The sequence below is a fragment of the Agrobacterium sp. ES01 genome (genome assembly GCF_050320885.1).
Lineage (GTDB): Bacteria > Pseudomonadota > Alphaproteobacteria > Rhizobiales > Rhizobiaceae > Allorhizobium.
Map to the genome: position 1 here is coordinate 13,736 of NZ_JBNQTH010000008.1, position 18,797 is coordinate 32,532.

Below are 18,797 nucleotides of genomic sequence, written 5' to 3' on the forward strand. Positions count from 1 at the left end.
TTTTCTCGTAAAATGATGGCGAAACGCATCTGCAAGGAAAGTATCGCCATGTTGCTGAGCAGCCGACAGACGGAAATCGTGGCGCTTGCCAAGGAACAGGGCCGGGTTCTGGTCGATGACCTCGCGACATTGTTTCAGGTGACGCCCCAAACCATCCGCAAGGATCTCAACGACCTGTGCGATGGAAAGGCACTGACCCGCATCCATGGCGGCGCGCTGTTTCCAAGCGGCAACGAGAACGTCAAATACGAGGCGCGCCGCTCCATTGCCGCTACGCAAAAGCAGGCCATCGGCGAGGCCGCCGCAGCCCTCATTCCCGACAACTCCTCTCTCTTTATCAATATTGGCACCACGACAGAGGCGGTTGGCGAGGCTTTAGCAGACCACAAGGAACTGATGGTCATTACCAACAACATCAATGTTGCCAACAGGTTGCGTGTCTTTCCATCCATCGAAGTGGTCATTGCAGGCGGTGTTGTGCGCGGATCGGATGGCGGCATCGTCGGCGAAGCGGCAGTTGATTTCATCAAGCAGTTCAAGGTCGATTTTGCGGTTATCGGGGTGTCGGCGATCGACAGCGATGGCGCACTTCTGGATTTCGACTATCGCGAAGTGAAGGTCGCGCAGGCGATCATTGCCAACGCCCGCCACGTCATTCTGGTCTCCGATGCGTCGAAGTTCGAGCGCACAGCGCCCGTCCGCATCGGTCACTTAAGCCAGGTCCACACCTTTATCACCGATTTCTGTCCCGTGGCATCGGTTCGGCGGGTCTGTGTGGATAATGAAGTACGGCTGATCGAGACCAGCGGCGTCGATTCCACAGCTGATTGAAACTTTCATTTTATGTTTCGTTTGACATTCGTTTTCATTTCAAATTAAATATAAATATGTTCGCAAGCGCAATAGAATGCTGCAATGCGAAAGTGGGTGGGGAATGTCCAGCGATACTGAATTCGATCTTTTCGTCATAGGCGGCGGCATCAATGGCTGCGGTATTGCGCGTGACGCGGCCGGTCGCGGCTACAAGGTCGCGCTTGCCGAAATGAACGATTTCGCATCGGGCACATCGTCCGGTGCCACCAAGCTGATCCATGGCGGTCTGCGCTATCTCGAACATTTTGAATTTCGACTGGTCCGCGAAGCGTTGATGGAGCGAGAAGTGCTGTGGGCCATGGCGCCACATGTCATCTGGCCGCTGCGTTTCGTGCTGCCCTTCCAGAAGGGCGGTATCCGTCCGGCCTGGTTGATCCGGCTCGGTCTGTTTTTGTACGATCATCTGGGCGGCCGTAAACTTTTACCCGCAACCAAGACGCTGGACCTGCGCCACGATGCGGCAGGAAAGCCGTTGAAACCCCTGTTCAGCAAGGCATTCGAGTATTCCGATGGCTGGGTCGATGATGCCCGCATGGTGGTGCTCAATGCCCGCGATGCAGCGGATCGCGGTGCAACCATTCTCAATCGCACAAAGGTCGTGTCGGCCCGCCGTGAGGGCGCTGTCTGGCAGGTCACGGTGCGCAATGAGCATAGTGGTGAAACGACGGTTCACACGGCGCGCATGCTGGTGAATGCGGCGGGTCCGTGGGTGGATAATGTTCTCGCCGGCACATTCGGGCGCAACAATGTCCATAATGTCCGCCTGGTGCAGGGCAGTCATATCGTCGTGAAGAAGAAATTCTCCGATCCGCGCGCTTACTTTTTTCAGAACCCCGACAATCGCATCATCTTTGCCATCCCCTATGAAAAGGATTTCACCCTGATCGGCACCACGGATCGTGACTATACAGGCGATCCGAAAGATGTGAAAATCAGTGGAGAAGAGGTGAGCTATCTCTGCAATGCAGCAAGCGAGTATTTTGCCGAACCGGTTCGCCCTGACGATATCGTCTGGAGCTATTCGGCAGTGCGCCCGCTTTACGACGACGGTGCTTCGAAAGCCCAGGAAGCGACGCGGGATTATGTGCTGAAGCTCGACGCACCCGCAGAGGGTGCGGCCCTTCTCAACGTATTCGGCGGCAAGCTGACAACCTATCGTCGGCTGTCCGAACACGCGATCGAGAAGATCGCCGAGATGATCGGCACCAAGGGCTCGCCGTGGACAGAGGGAAGCGCGCTTCCAGGTGGCGATTTCCCTGCAACGGGCTATCGCCAGCAGGTCGACAAATTGATGAAGGCGCATCCGTTTGTTGGTGAGCTTTACGCCGAACGACTGGTGCGATGCTACGGAACGAAGGCACGGGAGATCCTGGGAGATGCGGCCAGTGCCGCAGATCTCGGTCGGCATTTCGGGGGCACGCTCTACGAGGCAGAAGTCCGATATCTGATGGACAAGGAGTGGGCGCGCACGGCGGAGGATATTCTCTGGCGGCGCACCAAACAGGGATTGTTCCTGTCGGCTGAACAGGCCGCGGAACTGGGAGACTATATGAAGGCGCAACACGCTGCCTGACCGGCTCTGCCGGTAACCTTGAAATAGACCGACGGTTTGGAGGAGGCCCGAGGAAAACATGCTTGAATTGCGCAATGTGTCGAAGATGGCAGGCGGTGGATATCATATCCACCCAACCGACCTGACGTTTCAGCGGGGTACGCTGAACGTGTTGCTCGGGCCAACGCTGTCCGGCAAGACCTCGCTGATGCGACTGATGGCGGGGCTGGACAAGCCGACCGACGGCAGCATCCATTTCGACGGCGAGGATGTCACCGGCATGCCGGTTCAAAAGCGCAATGTCGCGATGGTGTACCAGCAGTTCATCAACTACCCGGCGCTCAGCGTTTATGAGAACATTGCCTCGCCGATGCGTATTGCCGGGGCCGACAAGGCAACCATCGATCAGGAGGTTCGCAAGGCCGCCGAACTGCTGCGGCTTACACCTTATCTGGATCGCACGCCTCTCAATCTGTCCGGCGGCCAGCAGCAGCGCACAGCGCTTGCCCGCGCTATCGTCAAGAAAGCCAATCTGGTGCTGCTCGACGAGCCTCTTGCCAATCTGGACTACAAGCTCCGTGAAGAATTGCGCGAAGAGCTGCCCAAGCTGTTTGCCGAATCCGGCGCGATCTTCGTCTATGCGACAACGGAACCGTCCGAGGCTCTTTTGCTGGGCGGGCACACGGCGACCCTCAGCGAGGGGCGGGTGACGCAGTTCGACGAAACCATCAAGATCTATCGCAATCCGGTCGACCTGCTGACGGCCAAGACCTTTGCCGATCCACCGCTCAACACCCTGGAACTGGTCAAGTCCGGCGATGTGTTGACGCTGAATGGCGCAACCGTCATGCCCCTGCCCGTCCATCTGACGGGTATTCCGGACGGACCGGTGACGGTTGCGTTTCAACCGCATCACCTGTTCCTGAAACCGCGTGACGGCTTATCCACCGCCTTGAGCGCGCGCACGCTGGTCTCGGAAATTGCCGGTTCGGAAAGCTTCATTCACCTGGAATATGCCGGCGCCCGCTGGGTGATGCTGGCGCACGGCATTCACGACATCGACGCGGACCAGACCATCGAGGTCTATCTCGATACACGCCACCTGATGGCATTCGACCAGCGGACAGGCCGTTCGCTGGCCGGTGCCGGTCACGAAGCGGATTAAGGGAGAGAACCATGGCTCGCATCAATCTCGACCACATCCGCCACGCTTACAGCGCCCAGGCAAAAGCTGCCGGCGATTATGCGCTGAAGGAAGTTCATCACGAATGGGACGATGGCGGCGCCTATGCGCTGCTCGGTCCCTCCGGCTGCGGCAAGACCACCTTGCTCAACATCATTTCCGGGCTGTTGCAACCCTCGGACGGCCGCATTGAGTTCAACGGTGTGGACGTCACCCATCTGTCCACCCAGCAGCGCAATATCGCTCAGGTCTTCCAGTTCCCGGTGGTCTACGACACCATGAGCGTGTTCGACAATCTCGCCTTTCCCCTGCGCAATCGTCAGGTTCCGGAAGCGGATGTGACCAAACGCGTCAATGAAATTCTGACGATGATCGATCTGGCGGACATGGCAAAGCAGAAGGCGCAAGGGCTGACTGCAGACCAGAAGCAGAAGATCTCGCTTGGTCGCGGTCTGGTGCGCGCCGACGTCAATGCCATCCTGTTCGACGAGCCGCTGACTGTGATCGACCCGCATATGAAATGGGTTTTGCGTTCGCAATTGAAGCGCCTGCATCGGCAATCGGGCTTCACCATGGTCTATGTGACCCATGACCAGACGGAGGCGCTCACCTTCGCCGACAAGGTGGTGGTGATGTATGATGGCGAGATCGTGCAGATCGGCACGCCGGCGGAGCTGTTTGAGCGGCCAAGCCACACCTTTGTCGGCTACTTCATCGGGTCGCCCGGCATGAACTTGATGCCTGCCCGAATTGATGGCGCAAGCGCCGTCGTCGGCGACCAGACGATCGCCCTGCCCTCAAGGCCGAAAATAACCGGCAAACCCAAGACAGAGCTGGGCATTCGCCCGGAATTCATCAGGCTCGGTCATGAAGGCATGCCAGTGACGATCCGCAAGGTTGAAGACATCGGTCGACAGAAGATCGTGCGCGCAGAATTCTGCGGCGAGCCGCTCGCCATTGTTCTTAGCGAAGACAGCGACATACCGGTAGACGCGAGGGTGACCTTCGACACCGATGCAATCGGAATCTACGCCGATAGCTGGCGCACTGGGATGGAGGGCTGATCATGGAAAAGACCTGGAACAACAAGGCCTGGTTCATGGTGCTGCCGGTGCTGGTGCTGGTGGCATTTTCGGCGGTCATTCCGCTGATGACAGTTGTCAACTATTCGGTTCAGGACACGTTCGGCAATAATCAGTTCTTCTGGGCCGGCACGGACTGGTTCGTCGATCTTCTGCACTCCGATCGTTTCTGGCAGGCGCTGGCGCGCAACCTGTTTTTCTCGATCGTCATCCTGGCAATCGAAATACCGCTTGGCATTCTCATTGCCCTCAACATGCCGAAGAAGGGCTTGGGCGTGCCAGTCTGCCTGGTGCTGATGGCGTTACCGCTTTTGATCCCGTGGAATGTGGTCGGTACCATCTGGCAGGTTTTCGGTCGCGTCGATATCGGCCTTTTAGGCTACACGCTCTATTCGCTCGGCATCGACTACAACTATGTCGGCAATGTCGGAGATGCCTGGGTCACGCTGATCGTCATGGATATCTGGCACTGGACGAGCCTTGTCGTTCTGCTCTGCTATGCCGGACTGGTCTCCATTCCGGATGCCTATTTCCAGGCGGCCAAGATCGACGGCGCCTCGCGCTGGTCCGTCTTCCGTTACATCCAGTTGCCGAAGATGAAGCGCGTGTTGCTGATCGCGGTACTGCTGCGCTTCATGGACTCCTTCATGATCTATACCGAGCCATTCGTGGTGACCGGCGGCGGGCCTGGCAATTCGACCACCTTCCTGTCCATCGATCTGGTCAAGATGGCCGTTGGACAGTTCGACCTTGGACCGGCTGCTGCCATGTCGCTTGTCTACTTCCTCATCATCCTCCTGCTGTCATGGGTCTTCTATACGATCATGACCAGCAGTGACGAACAGTCTTGAAGGGAGGCGAGATCATGAGTGCTCACGTGCAACAGACCCAAGCCGGCCAGACGCAGGGACGGAACCTGTCCTGGCTCATCCCGACAATCTATATCCTGTTCCTTTTGCTGCCGATCTACTGGCTCCTCAACATGAGCTTCAAGACCAATACCGAGATTACCGGATCGTTTTCGCTTTATCCGCACAATCCGACGCTCGGCAACTACGTGGTGATTTTCACTGATCCGTCCTGGTACAAGGGCTACATCAATTCGATCATCTATGTGGTGATGAACACGGTGATCTCCGTGGCCGCCGCCTTGCCTGCAGCCTATGCCTTCTCGCGCTACCGCTTTCTCGGTGACAAGCATCTTTTCTTCTGGCTGCTGACCAACCGCATGGCACCGCCGGCCGTGTTTGCCCTGCCCTTCTTCCAGCTCTATTCAGCCTTCGGACTGATCGACACCCATATTGCTGTTGCCCTGGCGCACTGCCTGTTCAACGTACCTCTGGCGGTTTGGATCCTCGAAGGCTTCATGTCGGGCGTGCCGAAGGAGATCGATGAGACGGCCTATATCGACGGCTACTCGTTCCCGCGCTTCTTTGCCCGCATCTTCGTGCCGCTGATCGCATCGGGCATCGGGGTCGCAGCCTTCTTCTGCTTCATGTTCTCCTGGGTAGAACTCCTGATCGCCCGTACGCTGACGACGACGGATGCCAAGCCGATTGCCGCGATCATGACCCGTACGGTTTCTGCATCGGGCATGGACTGGGGCGTGCTGGCTGCTGCCGGTGTGCTGACCATCATTCCCGGCGCCATCGTCATCTATTTCGTCCGCAACTACATCGCCAAGGGCTTTGCCCTCGGGCGGGTGTGAAGAAGGGAGGCTCTTATGGATTTTTCATGGATGGCCTGGACGCTGCCCACGGCCCTGTTCTTCATCGGCATCTTCTCGCTGATCGCCGGCATGGCGGTCTGGGAATATGTCTCGCCGGGCGGCAATCCGCGCGTCGGTATCTTGCGCTTCGAGACGACGCGGGGCGACCGCCTGTTCGTGTCGCTGCTCGGCGCCGCATTCATTCATCTCGCATGGCTGGGCCTGGGAGGCCCCAGCCTGTGGTGGGCTCTCGCCTTGTCGGTGGTTTACGCGATCGGCGTTTTCCGCTTCGTCTGAGGCAAGCCAAGGCTGCTGGCGGCATCTTCCGCCATCCAGAACTTAAGAAATGGCAATCGCACACTTTGGGAGGAAACCTATGCGAAAGCACCTACTCACATCGACAGCAGCCATGCTGCTGGCCCTTACCGGCTCGGCCTTTGCCGGCATGGACGAGGCAAAACAATTCCTGGACGCCGAGATCGGCGATCTGTCGACGCTCTCGCGCGCCGACCAGGAAAAGGAAATGCAGTGGTTTATCGATGCCGCGAAGCCATTTGCCGGCATGGATATCAAGGTCGCATCCGAAACGCTGACCACGCATGAATATGAATCCAAGACACTGGCCGCCGCATTTACTGCCATCACCGGCATCAAGGTCACCCATGACCTGATCGGTGAAGGCGATGTGGTCGAGAAGCTGCAGACGCAGATGCAGACCGGCGAGAACATCTATGACGCCTATGTCAACGATAGTGACCTGATCGGTACCCATTGGCGCTACCAGCAGGCCCGCTCGCTCACCAAGTGGATGGCCAATGAGGGCAAGGATGTCACCAATCCGATGCTCGATCTCGACGATTTCATTGGCCTGAGCTTTACCACGGCACCGGATGGCGATCTCTACCAGCTGCCCGACCAGCAGTTCGCCAACCTCTACTGGTTCCGGTATGACTGGTTCAACGACGAGAAGAACAAGGCCGACTTCAAGGCCAAATATGGCTACGACCTCGGTGTACCGGTCAACTGGTCGGCTTATGAAGACATCGCCGAATTCTTTACCGGACGCGAGATCGACGGCAAAAAAGTCTATGGCCACATGGACTACGGCAAGAAGGACCCGTCGCTTGGCTGGCGCTTCACCGATGCCTGGCTCTCCATGGCTGGTAATGGCGACAAGGGCCTGCCGAACGGCTTGCCGGTCGACGAATGGGGTATCAAGGTGGACGAGAACTCCCGTCCGGTCGGCTCCTGCGTTGCCCGTGGTGGTGACACCAATGGCCCTGCAGCTGTCTACTCCATCCAGAAATATCTCCACTGGATCAAGGCCTATGCTCCGGCAGCAGCCGAAGGCATGACCTTCTCTGAATCCGGTCCGGTTCCGGCCCAGGGCGAGATTGCCCAGCAGATGTTCATGTACACGGCGTTTACCGCAGACATGGTCAAGGATGGCCTGCCAGTGGTCAACGAGGACGGCACTCCGAAGTGGCGCTTCGCTCCAAGCCCACACGGCGTCTATTGGAAGGACGGTATGAAGCTCGGCTATCAGGATGTGGGTTCCTGGACACTGATGAAGTCCACCCCGGACGACCGCGCCAAGGCCGCATGGCTCTATGCGCAGTTCGTGACATCCAAGACGGTCGATGTGAAGAAGAGCCATGTCGGCCTGACACTGACACGTGAATCGACGATCCAGGACAAGAGCTTCACCGAGCGCGCACCAAAGCTCGGCGGCCTGATCGAGTTCTATCGTTCGCCAGCTCGTGTTCAGTGGTCGCCAACCGGCACCAACGTGCCTGACTATCCGAAGCTGGCTCAGCTTTGGTGGCAGGCCATCGGCGATGCATCCTCCGGGGCAAAGACCGCGCAGGAAGCCATGAACTCGCTCTGCGAAGAGCAGGAAAAGGTCATGGCGCGTATCGAACGCTCCGGTATTCAGGGTGATATCGGGCCGAAGCTCGCCGAAGAGCATGATCTGGAATACTGGAACAAGGATGCGGTCGCCAAGGGCAATCTTGCACCGCAGCTGAAGATCGAGAACGAGAAAGAAAAGCCTTTGACTGTCAATTATGACGAATTGGTCAAGAGCTGGCAGAAGTAATTCCACTCAAATTGTGAGTGAGAATGGACCGGGGCGCTTCGCTGAAGCGCCCCGGTTTGCGTTTGGCGACAACCCGCTTCACGACGGAAGCGTGGGCAGAAAGGCAACATCTTTGGATGTGGAGCCACTGCGATCGCGTCGCTCCAATTTGCGTCGCATACACTTTGTTGCCATCACAGCTTTGTTACCTTATCTTCAGATTGAAATATTCGAATTCTGCAAACAAGCAGGTATGCAGGCTTGGAATTCCATGTGGTACCGCGAGCTTGATACTGCAGTGGGTCCAAATGTGACGCCGCAAATATCAGCAACGGCACAACCACTTTTTACAGCGATGAAGTGTGCAACTCGCCGTGCGCGATCGGATGCAACTGTCCGTCAGCCAACTATTCTCACTAAACGAATTTGCGACAAAGCCGTATTTTATGCCCCATCTGAGAAAACATATCATCGAATCAAACAGTACAATTGACGCGCAGACCGTTGTCGAAAAAGTGTTCAGGCCAATCAATCTGGATCTTCACCAACCCTCGGACACGTTCGACCTGAAGGTGGAATTGGCAATTGTTCAGAACATGACGTTCTGGCGTTCAGCTTCACAGTCTGGCTACGGCGTCCGTTACGGATGCCCAAACCAGTATCATTTCGAAATTCACTTCATCGAAGCCGGCAAATTCACGTTCCGCGCCAACGGTGAAGAAATTCACGCATCTGCCAACAGCGCTGTGCTCCTAAAGGATACCAAAAATGTCGAAGTGATCGCGAGCCAGGGCTCCAGCAAGATCGGAATTGCCGTTCCCTTCAATCGTTTGACCGCTCTTTTAGGGAGCAAGCACTCCAGTAAAGCGGCACTACTTGGCAACTTTCTCTCCCAAGTCGGGATCAGCGTTGCCGGCATTGAGGTCATCTTGCAAATCGCCATGCTGCTGATCGGCGATATCGACCAATCGCATCCTTTTCTCGAAGCCCCGACTGGCGCGCTTCTGCTTCGAGATGCGTTGATCATGACTTTTGCAAGCTTTTGGCCTCGACGCGAAGATTCACTGGCCCCCACGGTTGCATTGCCACGACATCTCGAGCGTGCCGTCGATTGGCTCGACCAACATGCAGGCGAGGAATTTTCGATCGAACAACTTGCTCGGCGGTCAGGCGCCAGCATCCGCACTTTGCAGAATTCGTTCCGGCAGTATCTGTCCACAAGCCCCAATGCCTATATCCAGCAAATTCGGCTGAACCGCGTGCGCCACGAACTCCTGTATGGGAATGAGAGCCAAACGATCGAACAGATCGCATCGCGCTGGGGCTTCAGCCATATGGGATATTTCGCGGCCCGTTATCGCGGCATGTTTGGCGAATCGCCATCTGCCACCCGCAGAGAACGCGCGAACGACCAGTAAGCACGCTTATCGGCATCACAAAAACGCAAGCTTATCACGAACGCGCATATTCTTGGTGTGAAGCTCAAAAACAATATAGGCTTAAGTCTGCGTTAAGATGCAGTGCCGCCTATTGTTGCATATTCCAGCCTTCATCATGAAGGCTTTCCCCGCATGACGCGGAAATAATCACATTTCTCATAATAAATCTGTCCTGCCCTGCAGTTAATCCTGCCTGGCCCAGGAGAAGCTATGCATATATTCGCAATAGACGATAGCCCATCAGTTCTTTCATTTATGCAGATATGCATCGAGGCTATTGATGCGTGCAAAGTCCTCACATTTCTGGACCCCAATCATGCGCTCAATGTCCTGAGAACGCAGCAGGCGGATCTTATTCTAGTCGACTACAATATGCCGGGACTGAACGGTATCGAACTGATTTCACAGGTTCGCCTGCTGCCACGCTACAGTGACATTCCGATCATCATGCTGACGTCGGAAACCGATCCGGCCATCAAGCTTGCAGCGATCGAAGCCGGTGCAACGGAATTCCTGACCAAGCCGATCGACAAGGCGGAGCTGACTATCCGTGTGCGCAATCTTCTCGGCCTGCGGATTGCCCAGCGGGCACTCGCGCGCCGCGCAGAAGATCTGGAAACTGAAATCGATGCTGCCAAGAAGCGGATCGCCGACCAGGAAAGGGAGATCATCTGGCGGCTGTCGAAAGCCATGGCATGCCGTGACGGCGAGACGGCCCTCCATCTCGAACGGGTCGCAGTCATTACAAAGATGATCGCAGAGGAACTTGGGATCGATGCAGACGCCGCTGAGAAAATCTATGTGGCAAGCCCGCTGCACGACGTCGGCAAGATCGGTGTCTCGGATGCGGTGCTGCAGAAACCTGGTCCTCTTGATGACGACGAGATGGCTCAGATGCGCGAGCACGCCGCCTTCGGAGCAGAGATCCTCGGCGGTAGCGCCTCCGACATTATCCGTACGGCAGCCACCATCGCCGAAAGCCACCACGAGAAATGGGACGGTACGGGATATCCGCACAAGCTGTCGGGGGAAGAGATTCCCTTGGAGGGACGTATCGTTGCCATCGCCGATGTCTTCGACGCTCTCTGCTCTGAACGTCCCTACAAGAAGGCGTGGCCGATAGACGAAGCCCATCGCGAGATCCTGAGATGCAGCGGAACCCATTTTGATCCGGTCTGTGTCGCTGCCTTCGATCGCAGATGGGAACAGATACGTCCTCTCTACAGCAAGTCTGCGGGTGTCGAGCAAGCTGAATTGCTGATCAAAGATGCCCGTCACGACACCCCTTCAAAAAGCCAGAAACTGGGAACTGCAGCATGACCGAAGCCATTACGACGCTCCGTCTCGAAGGGGCATTGACGATTAAGACGGTTGCTGAAACGCGCGATCGGCTGATCGCCGCTTTTAGCGAAGCCCGCACAGCCAAGCAGCCGTTGGAAATCGATATTTCCGCGGATTGCGAATGCGATCTCACACTCCCGCAGCTTCTGCTGTCAGCAGAAAAAACGGCTGAGAAAGAGGGCATCGCACTTCGAATCCGCACAGCCGTCAACGGCGCATTTGCTGCCACTCTCGAACGGGCGGGCATTACCGCTGCCATCGACAGTGGCTCACTATTGACCATGAATGGAGACCAGAGATGAGTGCAAACATTCTCACAGTAGACGATTCCGCCAGCATTCGAATGACCACGCGGATCGCACTCACAAACGCCGGCTATTCCGTCACCGAGGCGGTTGATGGCGCGGACGGCTTGGAGAAAATGAAGGCTGGCAGCTTTGATCTGATCGTCACCGATCTGAACATGCCCAACATGGATGGCCTGACGATGATCCGGAACCTGCGGCAGCTCCCTGCCTATATGGGTACGCCGGTGATCTTCCTCACCACCGAATCCGACGGGGAAATCAAGCAGCAGGCAAAGGCTGCCGGCGCGACCGGTTGGCTGACCAAGCCATTCGACGCTGAAAGCCTCACCAAGATTGCGCGCAAGGTTCTCGGCCGATGAACAATCTCGACCCCATTGCGGTTTTCCGGACGGAAGCTGCCGAACAGCTGGAGGTGATCGAGGCGGGTCTATTGGACCTTACGCGTAACCTCGGCGACAAGGCGCAGATAGACGCGGTGTTCCGCGGTCTGCACACCCTCAAGGGATCGGGCTCGATGTTCGGTTTCGACCAGCTTGCAGCCTTCACCCATCATTGCGAAACGGCATTTGACCGAGTGCGCAAGGGCGAAGCCCCGGCAACGCATGAACTCATCTCCGCGGTGCTCGACGCCCAGGGCCATATGCAGGCATTGCTCGACCAACCCAATGGCGAGCATGATGCAACGAGCTCGCGACTTCTCGAGCAATTGCAGCAGGCAGTCGGTCGCGAGGTCACAGGCTCCAGGCAGCCATCTGTCTCCGTTCAAAACAAGGCTGACACGCCCGAGCAGGCGTCGACGCGCACCTGGCAACTGGACTTCCGGCTGCCCGCCGATTCCATGATCAACGGCACCAATCCGCTGGGGCTGCTCGACGAATTGCGTGACCTTGGCGAATGCACGCTGAGTGTGAGCGCCGAAGCGCTACCGCTTTTGGAAGCGCTCGATCCGAGAGAACTTCATCTCGGCTGGAGCGCAACCATCGTCACCGACAAGCCGCGCTCCGACATCGAGGATGTCTTCATCTTCGTCATGGACGACATGGTCATGGAGCTGAAGGACGTCACGCCGGAAGCCGTAGCCGCAACACGCGTTGTTGAAGATGCTCAGCCGGTGACAGCGCAGGCCGACACCAGCGGCATGTCCCCGAACGAGCAGCGCATGCCGGCAAACGATGCCAAGTCCCAGAGGCAGGCTGACAATGTTCGTGTTCCGGCACTTCGTCTCGATGAGATGATGGACCGGGTCGGCGAGTTGGTCATCGCCCAGTCGCGTCTCAGCCAGATGGCAGGCTCGGTTGTTGATCTGGGCCTCCGCTCCGTTTCTGAAGAAATCGAGCGACTGGCCGGTGAACTGCGCGACACGATGATGGTCCTGCGCATGATGCCGGTCGCCAGCCTCTTCAGTCGCTTCCGCCGCCTGGTGCACGATCTTGCGCGCGAAACCGGCAAGGAGATCGAGCTTGTGACCACCGGTGAAAGTACCGAGGTCGATAAGACTGTGATCGACAGGCTGGCCGATCCGTTGGTCCATCTTGTGCGCAACTCCATCGATCACGGACTGGAATTGCCAGAAGACCGTATTGCCGCCGGCAAGCCTGCAGCCGGGAAAGTCACGCTCTCGGCTCATCAGACCGGCAGCGAAGTGGTCATCACCATCAAGGATGATGGCCGCGGTATCGATCGGGCGCGCGTGCGGACCAAGGCGGAAACCAGCGGACTTATCCAACCCGGTCAGACGCTGTCGGATCAGGAATTGCTGCAGCAGATCTTCCAGCCGGGTTTCTCGACAGCCGAGAAGGTGACCAATCTTTCCGGGCGCGGCGTGGGCATGGACGTGGTCAAGAAGACCATCGAAGCCCTGCGCGGTTCCATCGACGTCAAGAGCGAACAGGGTGCAGGCTCCGAAATTGCCCTACGCATCCCGCTGACACTGGCCATTATCGACGGACTGCTGGTGCGGGTTGGTAACGGAAACTACGTCATTCCACTGTCTGCGGTTGAGGAATGCCTCGAGCTTTCCATCGAAGAAGATCTCCGTTCGCGCGGCCGCAGCTTCATCTCGCTTCGAGACGACCTCGTGCCGTTTCTGCGTCTGCGGGAATTGTTCCGGACCGGCAGCCAGCCGGACCAGTACCAGAAGGTCGTGGTCATCTCGACCGGCCGCGAACGCGTCGGTCTGGTCGTCGACCAGATCATCGGCGACCACCAGACGGTGATCAAATCCATGTCGAAGCTGCATGATCAGGTGTCGTCATTCTCAGGCGCAACCATCCTTGGCGATGGCAATGTCGCGCTTATCCTGGATGTCGCGCATCTGATCGCAGCCGGCCAGCAACAGGAGGCGCAAATGCGTGCAGCAGGATGAGTGAGAAACAGATCCAGACAGACCACCGCGCAGTCTTCATGGGCGCAGACGACCTATCGGTTCTCACCTTCACCCTCAACGGCGAAACCTTCGCCATCGAGGCGACAGTGGTTCAGGAAATCCTCGATCTTCTGCCGGAAACCAGTGTGCCCGGCAGCCTGCCCTTCGTTGGCAGCGTGATCAACTTCCGCGGCAAGGTCATTCCGCTGGCCGATATCCGTGTTGCCTTCGGAATGGAGGCCGGCGACGTGACGATCGACAGCCGGATCGTTGTAACCGAACTCGACCTCGACGGCGAACTGGCTCTGATCGGCATTCGCACCGACAAGGTGCACGAGGTCACAAGGCTTCCGGTATCGGCAAGCGAACCACCACCAATCGTGGGGATGCGGTGGCGGCCCGATTACATTCATGCCCTCGTGAAGAGGGACGGCGAATTCATCATTCTTCCAAACCTGCAGGCGATTTTCTCGTCGCAGCGCGGATCCAACATCAAAGCGACAGCTTGATAGAACGCGAGGGGACTATGCGCTTCACAATCAAACTCAAACTCTTCCTGGCCTTTGGCTTCATCGTCACAATGCTGGTCGGCACGGCCATCTACAGCGTGTCGAGCCTGGCCAACGTCAATGATCATTGGAGCGATACGTTGCATGGGCCGGCAGAACGCCTGAGCGCTGCTCAGGATCTCAACATCGCTCAGCTGCAGCAGATCCGGCAGCAGAAAAATATGCTGTCGTCGAATTCCACGGCCGAGACGGAAAAATATATCGCCAATAGCGATAGTGCGCGCACAGAATTTGACGAGACATTTGAGGTCATCCTTAGCAAGGCCACAGACAAGGGTATGGTTCTCTGGAACAAGCTCAAGGGGCTCACCTCTGACTTCCGCAAGCAGGACGATCAGATCCGCAATTACATGCTGGCCGGCAATCCGGAGGCTGCCCTTCGTGTGTCCTCCACGACGGCCCGCGCAACGACCTCGGAGATTGACGCACTCCTGACGGAGGTCTTCGACCTTGAACGAGATCGCCTGATCGCTGCAGATAAAAATGCAACCGACGAGTATACGAATATCCGTTCGATCGTCGTCGGTGTTGCAGTCGTTGCATCGCTTGCAGCGCTGGGGGCCGCGATCTGGATCATCATTTCCATCAGCAAGGGCATCAATACTGCGGTTACGACGGTGCAGCGTGTTGCGGATGGCGATCTCACAAGCTTTGCAGAGATCAGGACCAGTGATGAAATCGGCATGCTGCTGGGGCACGTCAATTCCATGATCGAACGTCTGCGCGGCGTCGTCGGCGATGCTCTGTCGGCTTCGGACAATGTTTCTGCCGGTAGCCAGCAGCTCTCATCGGGTTCCGAGCAGCTCTCGCAAGGGGCAACGGAACAGGCATCGTCTGCCGAAGAGGCATCCGCCTCGATGGAAGAAATGGCGGCCAACATCAAGCAGAATGCTGACAATGCTGCCCAGACCGAGAAGATCGCCCGCCAGTCTGCAATCGATGCAGAAGAGAGCGGTCAGGCCGTCGACAAGGCCGTCACTGCAATGCGCACGATCGCCGAAAAGATCTCTATCGTTCAGGAAATTGCCCGTCAGACCGACCTGCTTGCCCTGAATGCGGCTGTCGAGGCTGCCCGTGCCGGCGAACATGGCAAGGGCTTTGCCGTGGTGGCTTCTGAAGTGCGCAAGCTTGCCGAGCGCAGCCAGTCGGCCGCAGCGGAAATCTCCGGCCTGTCCGGTGAGACCGTGACGGTTGCCACCCAGGCCGGCGAAATGCTGACGCGTCTGGTGCCGGATATCCGCAAGACCGCGGAACTGATTTCCGAAATCTCGGCGGCCTGCCGTGAGCAGGACATCGGTTCCAGCCAGATCAACGAGGCGATCCAGCAGCTCGACAAGGTGACCCAGCAGAATGCCGGTGCATCCGAGGAGATGTCTGCGACTTCGGAAGAACTGGCGGCACAGGCAGAAGAGCTTCAGGCATCGATTGCCTTCTTCAGGGTCGATGGTGCGTCCAAGCAGGCGACCGGCAAACAGGTCAAGCAGTTGAAGACGGTTGCGGCCAAGATGGCTAGCCATCAGCCAGCCAGACGCCCGGCTTCTAAGCCGAGCGTATCGAACGCCAAGCCGCAGGGCTTCGCTCTCGACATGGCCATGGGTGGCCCCGACAGCGACGACGACGACTTTCGCCAGAGCGCGTGAGGCGGGGTCCAGTCTTTGAAAACGTTCGGCGCCACCAAGAGGCGTCGAACACCCCGGCACATGATGTTGCTGGGTTAGAGGCCTCATAAGGCCTTCAGAAGAGTGAGTGTCTTAGTCTTCAGACGTGCGACGACGATCCGTCGAATGAAACCTAGCCAAACTACTGTCATCAAATCTCAGGATTTAGTTCCATGCGCTTTACTATCAAGCTTAAACTGGCACTCGCTTTTGGTCTTCTGATCGTCATGTCGACAATCATGTCGGTTATGGCAATCACAAACCTCTCGTCGCTCAACACAGCGATTACCGACATCATCCAAGGTCCCGCAACAAATCTCCGTAATTCCAGTGACCTGTCAGATGCAGTCCTGAATGCGATTCGCAACGAAAAGAATGCAGTCCTCAATACGGATCCTAAGTTGATCGAGGTCTTCGTTCAGGAAGTTGCTGCGAACCAAGAGAAAATTCAAACCTTGGCTGCCGAAATCGGCAAGGATCGCGACCCAGGCATCAAAGAAAAAATACAGCAATTTCTTGGGCTCGTCCCAGCATGGAAAAAACTGCAAGACAGCGTGATCGCATTGGCAGTTGAAAACACCGAATTCAGCAATCGGCGAGCTTCAGACATAACGATGAGCGAAGGACGAGATGCCGCAGCTGCTGTGCTGGCGTCCCTCGGCGCGTTGAATGAACAAATTGCCGCTGACCTGCGCTCGACGGATAATGCGACCAACGAACAATATTCTTGGTCCCGCAATCTCTTGATCGGCTCTCTCGCTTTGATGTTCGTTATGTCTACTGCTATCGCTCTGTGGATCGCACTGGGCATTAACAGCGGTCTGAAAAAGATCCAGGCCGTTATTAACGGCGTTGCTATCGGCGATCTCGACCAGAATATCGAGATCAAGACGAACGACGAAATCAAGGATCTCGTCGATACGGTCAATATCATGACCGGCAATCTGCGCGTTACCGCTAATCTTGCCGATGAAATTGCCAACGGCAATCTGACTGTTGCCCCCAAGCCTTTGTCGGACAAGGATACGCTTGGTCTGGCACTGGAAAGCATGGTTGAGCGTCTGCGTGGGGTTGTTGCTGACGCGCTGTCGGCTTCGGACAATGTTTCTGCCGGTAGCCAGCAGCTTTCCTCGGGTTCCGAGCAGCTCTCGCAAGGGGCAACGGAACAGGCATCGTCTGCCGAAGAAGCGTCTGCTTCGATGGAAGAAATGGCGGCCAACATCAAGCAGAATGCTGACAACGCTGCCCAGACCGAGAAGATCGCCCGTCAGTCGGCGGCAGATGCTGAAGAAAGTGGTAAGGCCGTCGACAAGGCCGTCACTGCCATGCGCACGATTGCCGAAAAGATCTCCATCGTTCAGGAAATTGCCCGTCAGACCGACCTGCTTGCCCTGAATGCGGCTGTCGAGGCTGCCCGTGCCGGCGAACATGGCAAGGGCTTTGCAGTCGTTGCTTCTGAAGTGCGCAAGCTTGCCGAGCGCAGCCAGTCGGCCGCAGCGGAAATTTCCGGCCTGTCCGGTGAGACCGTGACGGTTGCCACCCAGGCCGGCGAAATGCTGACGCGTCTGGTGCCGGATATCCGCAAGACCGCCGAACTGATTTCCGAAATCTCGGCGGCCTGCCGCGAGCAGGATATCGGCTCCAACCAGATCAACGAGGCCATCCAGCAGCTCGACAAGGTGACCCAGCAGAATGCCGGTGCATCCGAAGAGATGTCGGCGACTTCAGAAGAACTGGCGGCACAGGCAGAAGAGCTTCAGGCATCCATCGCCTTCTTCAAGGTCGATACCGGCACCAACAAGGACAGCAGCCATCAGGCGAAACAGCTGAAAAACGTCGCGCAAAAGATGGCTTCAAACCCGACTGCAAAGCGTCCGACGCCCAAGCCCGCTCAGATGCAAAAATCCTCGGGCTTTGCGCTGGACATGAACATGGGTGGTCCAGACAGCGACGACGCCGACTTCCGCCAGACGGCATAACCGCGCCGCAGAAACAAAATCAGATAACCGGCCCACGTCAACTTTCAAGACGTGGGCCGGAGCCCAACCGCCACCGATCGGTGTCCTGCTATTCGTCATAGTTGCGACAACCGATCTCACAGCGGAGCCGATCTCAAGGAGAGCGCCTCATGGCCAATGCAGCATCTGAATCGCAATATGTGACCTTCAGCCTCGAAAATGAATGCTTCGCCGTTCCAGTCGAGGTGGTACGGGAAATTCTCGATCACGAGGACCCTTTCAAGATCCCCCACGGCCCCGATTATCTTCTCGGCCTGCGCGAAGTGCGCGGTCAGGGCGTGCCGGTGATCGATCTTCGCCTTCGTCTTGGCATGTCGCAGACACAGAAGACACCCCATACGCGGATCCTCGTCATTGACGTGACAATAGACGGACGTTCGCTGACGCTCGGCCTTGTGGCCGACAGGGTGTTCGAAGTCACCTCATTCCGCTGTGACGCGATCGAGGCGGCACCCGATATCGGCGTGCGCTGGCCGTCAGACTATATTGCCGGCGTTGTTCGCCGCAGCAGCGATTTTGTCGTGATCGTCAACCTGACGAAACTGTTTGCGGGAACAGATGCACACTCATTGGGTTCGGTTGCTGCAAACCCGATGGAACCCGCATGAGCACTATGGCTTCGAG

The 18,797-nt window shown here is 57.2% G+C and carries 17 protein-coding genes; all 17 read left to right on the forward strand.

From position 1 onward, the window contains the following. Positions 1–48: 48 nt before the first annotated feature. The 17 genes from ACQQ2Q_RS19030 to ACQQ2Q_RS19110 all read left to right on the forward strand — a co-directional run bounded on the left by ACQQ2Q_RS19030 (position 49) and on the right by ACQQ2Q_RS19110 (position 18,781). The gene (locus ACQQ2Q_RS19030) at positions 49–831 is read left to right on the forward strand and encodes a DeoR/GlpR family DNA-binding transcription regulator (RefSeq protein ID WP_428188704.1); all 783 of its coding nucleotides are present in this window, start codon (positions 49–51) and stop codon (positions 829–831) included. A gap of 103 nt (positions 832–934) precedes the next feature. Further along, positions 935–2,446, forward strand: a complete 1,512-nt coding sequence (glpD, locus tag ACQQ2Q_RS19035) for a glycerol-3-phosphate dehydrogenase (protein ID WP_428188705.1) — start codon at positions 935–937, stop codon at positions 2,444–2,446. A 58-nt stretch (positions 2,447–2,504) separates the two neighbouring features. Beyond that, positions 2,505–3,590 carry an ABC transporter ATP-binding protein gene (locus tag ACQQ2Q_RS19040; RefSeq protein ID WP_428188706.1) on the forward strand — a complete coding sequence of 362 codons (1,086 nt, stop codon included), beginning with the start codon at positions 2,505–2,507 and terminating at the stop codon, positions 3,588–3,590. An 11-nt stretch (positions 3,591–3,601) separates the two neighbouring features. Further along, positions 3,602–4,672 carry an ABC transporter ATP-binding protein gene (locus ACQQ2Q_RS19045; RefSeq protein ID WP_428188707.1) on the forward strand — a complete coding sequence of 357 codons (1,071 nt, stop codon included), beginning with the start codon at positions 3,602–3,604 and terminating at the stop codon, positions 4,670–4,672. A 2-nt stretch (positions 4,673–4,674) separates the two neighbouring features. Beyond that, on the forward strand, positions 4,675–5,541 hold the full coding sequence (locus ACQQ2Q_RS19050) for a carbohydrate ABC transporter permease (protein ID WP_428188708.1): 867 nt from the start codon (positions 4,675–4,677) through the stop codon (positions 5,539–5,541). A 14-nt stretch (positions 5,542–5,555) separates the two neighbouring features. Further along, positions 5,556–6,398 (forward strand): carbohydrate ABC transporter permease, encoded by an 843-nt coding sequence (locus ACQQ2Q_RS19055; RefSeq protein ID WP_428188709.1) that lies wholly within the window; start codon positions 5,556–5,558, stop codon positions 6,396–6,398. Positions 6,399–6,413: 15 nt separating this feature from the next. Next, complete coding sequence (locus ACQQ2Q_RS19060) at positions 6,414–6,695, forward strand: DUF2160 domain-containing protein (protein ID WP_428188710.1); 282 nt, start codon at positions 6,414–6,416, stop codon at positions 6,693–6,695. 79 nt (positions 6,696–6,774) lie between these two features. Further along, on the forward strand, positions 6,775–8,496 hold the full coding sequence (locus ACQQ2Q_RS19065; RefSeq protein ID WP_428188711.1) for an ABC transporter substrate-binding protein: 1,722 nt from the start codon (positions 6,775–6,777) through the stop codon (positions 8,494–8,496). Positions 8,497–8,837: 341 nt separating this feature from the next. Beyond that, positions 8,838–9,893, forward strand: coding sequence for a helix-turn-helix domain-containing protein (locus tag ACQQ2Q_RS19070; RefSeq protein ID WP_428188712.1), 1,056 nt, complete (start codon positions 8,838–8,840; stop codon positions 9,891–9,893). A gap of 231 nt (positions 9,894–10,124) precedes the next feature. Next, entirely contained in the window at positions 10,125–11,234 is a 1,110-nt protein-coding gene (locus ACQQ2Q_RS19075; protein ID WP_428188713.1) for an HD domain-containing phosphohydrolase, read from the forward strand. Continuing rightward, positions 11,231–11,557: an STAS domain-containing protein gene (locus tag ACQQ2Q_RS19080; RefSeq protein ID WP_428188714.1), complete on the forward strand. Its 327-nt coding sequence runs from the start codon at positions 11,231–11,233 to the stop codon at positions 11,555–11,557. The genes ACQQ2Q_RS19075 and ACQQ2Q_RS19080 overlap by 4 nt, the downstream gene beginning before the upstream one ends. Beyond that, on the forward strand, positions 11,554–11,922 hold the full coding sequence (locus tag ACQQ2Q_RS19085) for a response regulator (protein ID WP_428188715.1): 369 nt from the start codon (positions 11,554–11,556) through the stop codon (positions 11,920–11,922). Before ACQQ2Q_RS19080 ends, ACQQ2Q_RS19085 begins: the two co-directional genes overlap by 4 nt. Beyond that, entirely contained in the window at positions 11,919–13,928 is a 2,010-nt protein-coding gene (locus ACQQ2Q_RS19090) for a chemotaxis protein CheA (protein WP_428188716.1), read from the forward strand. Before ACQQ2Q_RS19085 ends, ACQQ2Q_RS19090 begins: the two co-directional genes overlap by 4 nt. Beyond that, positions 13,925–14,437, forward strand: coding sequence for a chemotaxis protein CheW (locus tag ACQQ2Q_RS19095; RefSeq protein WP_428188717.1), 513 nt, complete (start codon positions 13,925–13,927; stop codon positions 14,435–14,437). The genes ACQQ2Q_RS19090 and ACQQ2Q_RS19095 overlap by 4 nt, the downstream gene beginning before the upstream one ends. Before the next feature lie 17 nt (positions 14,438–14,454). After that, positions 14,455–16,137 carry a methyl-accepting chemotaxis protein gene (locus tag ACQQ2Q_RS19100; RefSeq protein WP_428188718.1) on the forward strand — a complete coding sequence of 561 codons (1,683 nt, stop codon included), beginning with the start codon at positions 14,455–14,457 and terminating at the stop codon, positions 16,135–16,137. 191 nt (positions 16,138–16,328) lie between these two features. Then, positions 16,329–18,134, forward strand: coding sequence for a methyl-accepting chemotaxis protein (locus tag ACQQ2Q_RS19105; protein WP_428188719.1), 1,806 nt, complete (start codon positions 16,329–16,331; stop codon positions 18,132–18,134). A gap of 149 nt (positions 18,135–18,283) precedes the next feature. Next, on the forward strand, positions 18,284–18,781 hold the full coding sequence (locus tag ACQQ2Q_RS19110; protein ID WP_428188720.1) for a chemotaxis protein CheW: 498 nt from the start codon (positions 18,284–18,286) through the stop codon (positions 18,779–18,781). The last annotated feature ends 16 nt before the right edge of the window (positions 18,782–18,797 follow it).

Excerpts from the sequence above, each read along its gene's own strand:
- ACQQ2Q_RS19050 (WP_428188708.1), top strand. The coding sequence starts at position 4,675 with ATGGAAAAGACCTGGAACAACAAGGCCTGGTTCATGGTGCTGCCGGTG.
- ACQQ2Q_RS19060 (WP_428188710.1), top strand. The coding sequence starts at position 6,414 with ATGGATTTTTCATGGATGGCCTGGACGCTGCCCACGGCCCTGTTCTTC.
- ACQQ2Q_RS19055 (WP_428188709.1), top strand. The coding sequence starts at position 5,556 with ATGAGTGCTCACGTGCAACAGACCCAAGCCGGCCAGACGCAGGGACGG.
- ACQQ2Q_RS19090 (WP_428188716.1), top strand. The coding sequence starts at position 11,919 with ATGAACAATCTCGACCCCATTGCGGTTTTCCGGACGGAAGCTGCCGAA.
- ACQQ2Q_RS19075 (WP_428188713.1), top strand. The coding sequence starts at position 10,125 with ATGCATATATTCGCAATAGACGATAGCCCATCAGTTCTTTCATTTATG.
- ACQQ2Q_RS19040 (WP_428188706.1), top strand. The coding sequence starts at position 2,505 with ATGCTTGAATTGCGCAATGTGTCGAAGATGGCAGGCGGTGGATATCAT.
- ACQQ2Q_RS19095 (WP_428188717.1), top strand. The coding sequence starts at position 13,925 with ATGAGTGAGAAACAGATCCAGACAGACCACCGCGCAGTCTTCATGGGC.
- ACQQ2Q_RS19105 (WP_428188719.1), top strand. The coding sequence starts at position 16,329 with ATGCGCTTTACTATCAAGCTTAAACTGGCACTCGCTTTTGGTCTTCTG.
- ACQQ2Q_RS19080 (WP_428188714.1), top strand. The coding sequence starts at position 11,231 with ATGACCGAAGCCATTACGACGCTCCGTCTCGAAGGGGCATTGACGATT.
- ACQQ2Q_RS19085 (WP_428188715.1), top strand. The coding sequence starts at position 11,554 with ATGAGTGCAAACATTCTCACAGTAGACGATTCCGCCAGCATTCGAATG.
- glpD (WP_428188705.1), top strand. The coding sequence starts at position 935 with ATGTCCAGCGATACTGAATTCGATCTTTTCGTCATAGGCGGCGGCATC.
- ACQQ2Q_RS19100 (WP_428188718.1), top strand. The coding sequence starts at position 14,455 with ATGCGCTTCACAATCAAACTCAAACTCTTCCTGGCCTTTGGCTTCATC.
- ACQQ2Q_RS19045 (WP_428188707.1), top strand. The coding sequence starts at position 3,602 with ATGGCTCGCATCAATCTCGACCACATCCGCCACGCTTACAGCGCCCAG.
- ACQQ2Q_RS19030 (WP_428188704.1), top strand. The coding sequence starts at position 49 with ATGTTGCTGAGCAGCCGACAGACGGAAATCGTGGCGCTTGCCAAGGAA.
- ACQQ2Q_RS19110 (WP_428188720.1), top strand. The coding sequence starts at position 18,284 with ATGGCCAATGCAGCATCTGAATCGCAATATGTGACCTTCAGCCTCGAA.
- ACQQ2Q_RS19065 (WP_428188711.1), top strand. The coding sequence starts at position 6,775 with ATGCGAAAGCACCTACTCACATCGACAGCAGCCATGCTGCTGGCCCTT.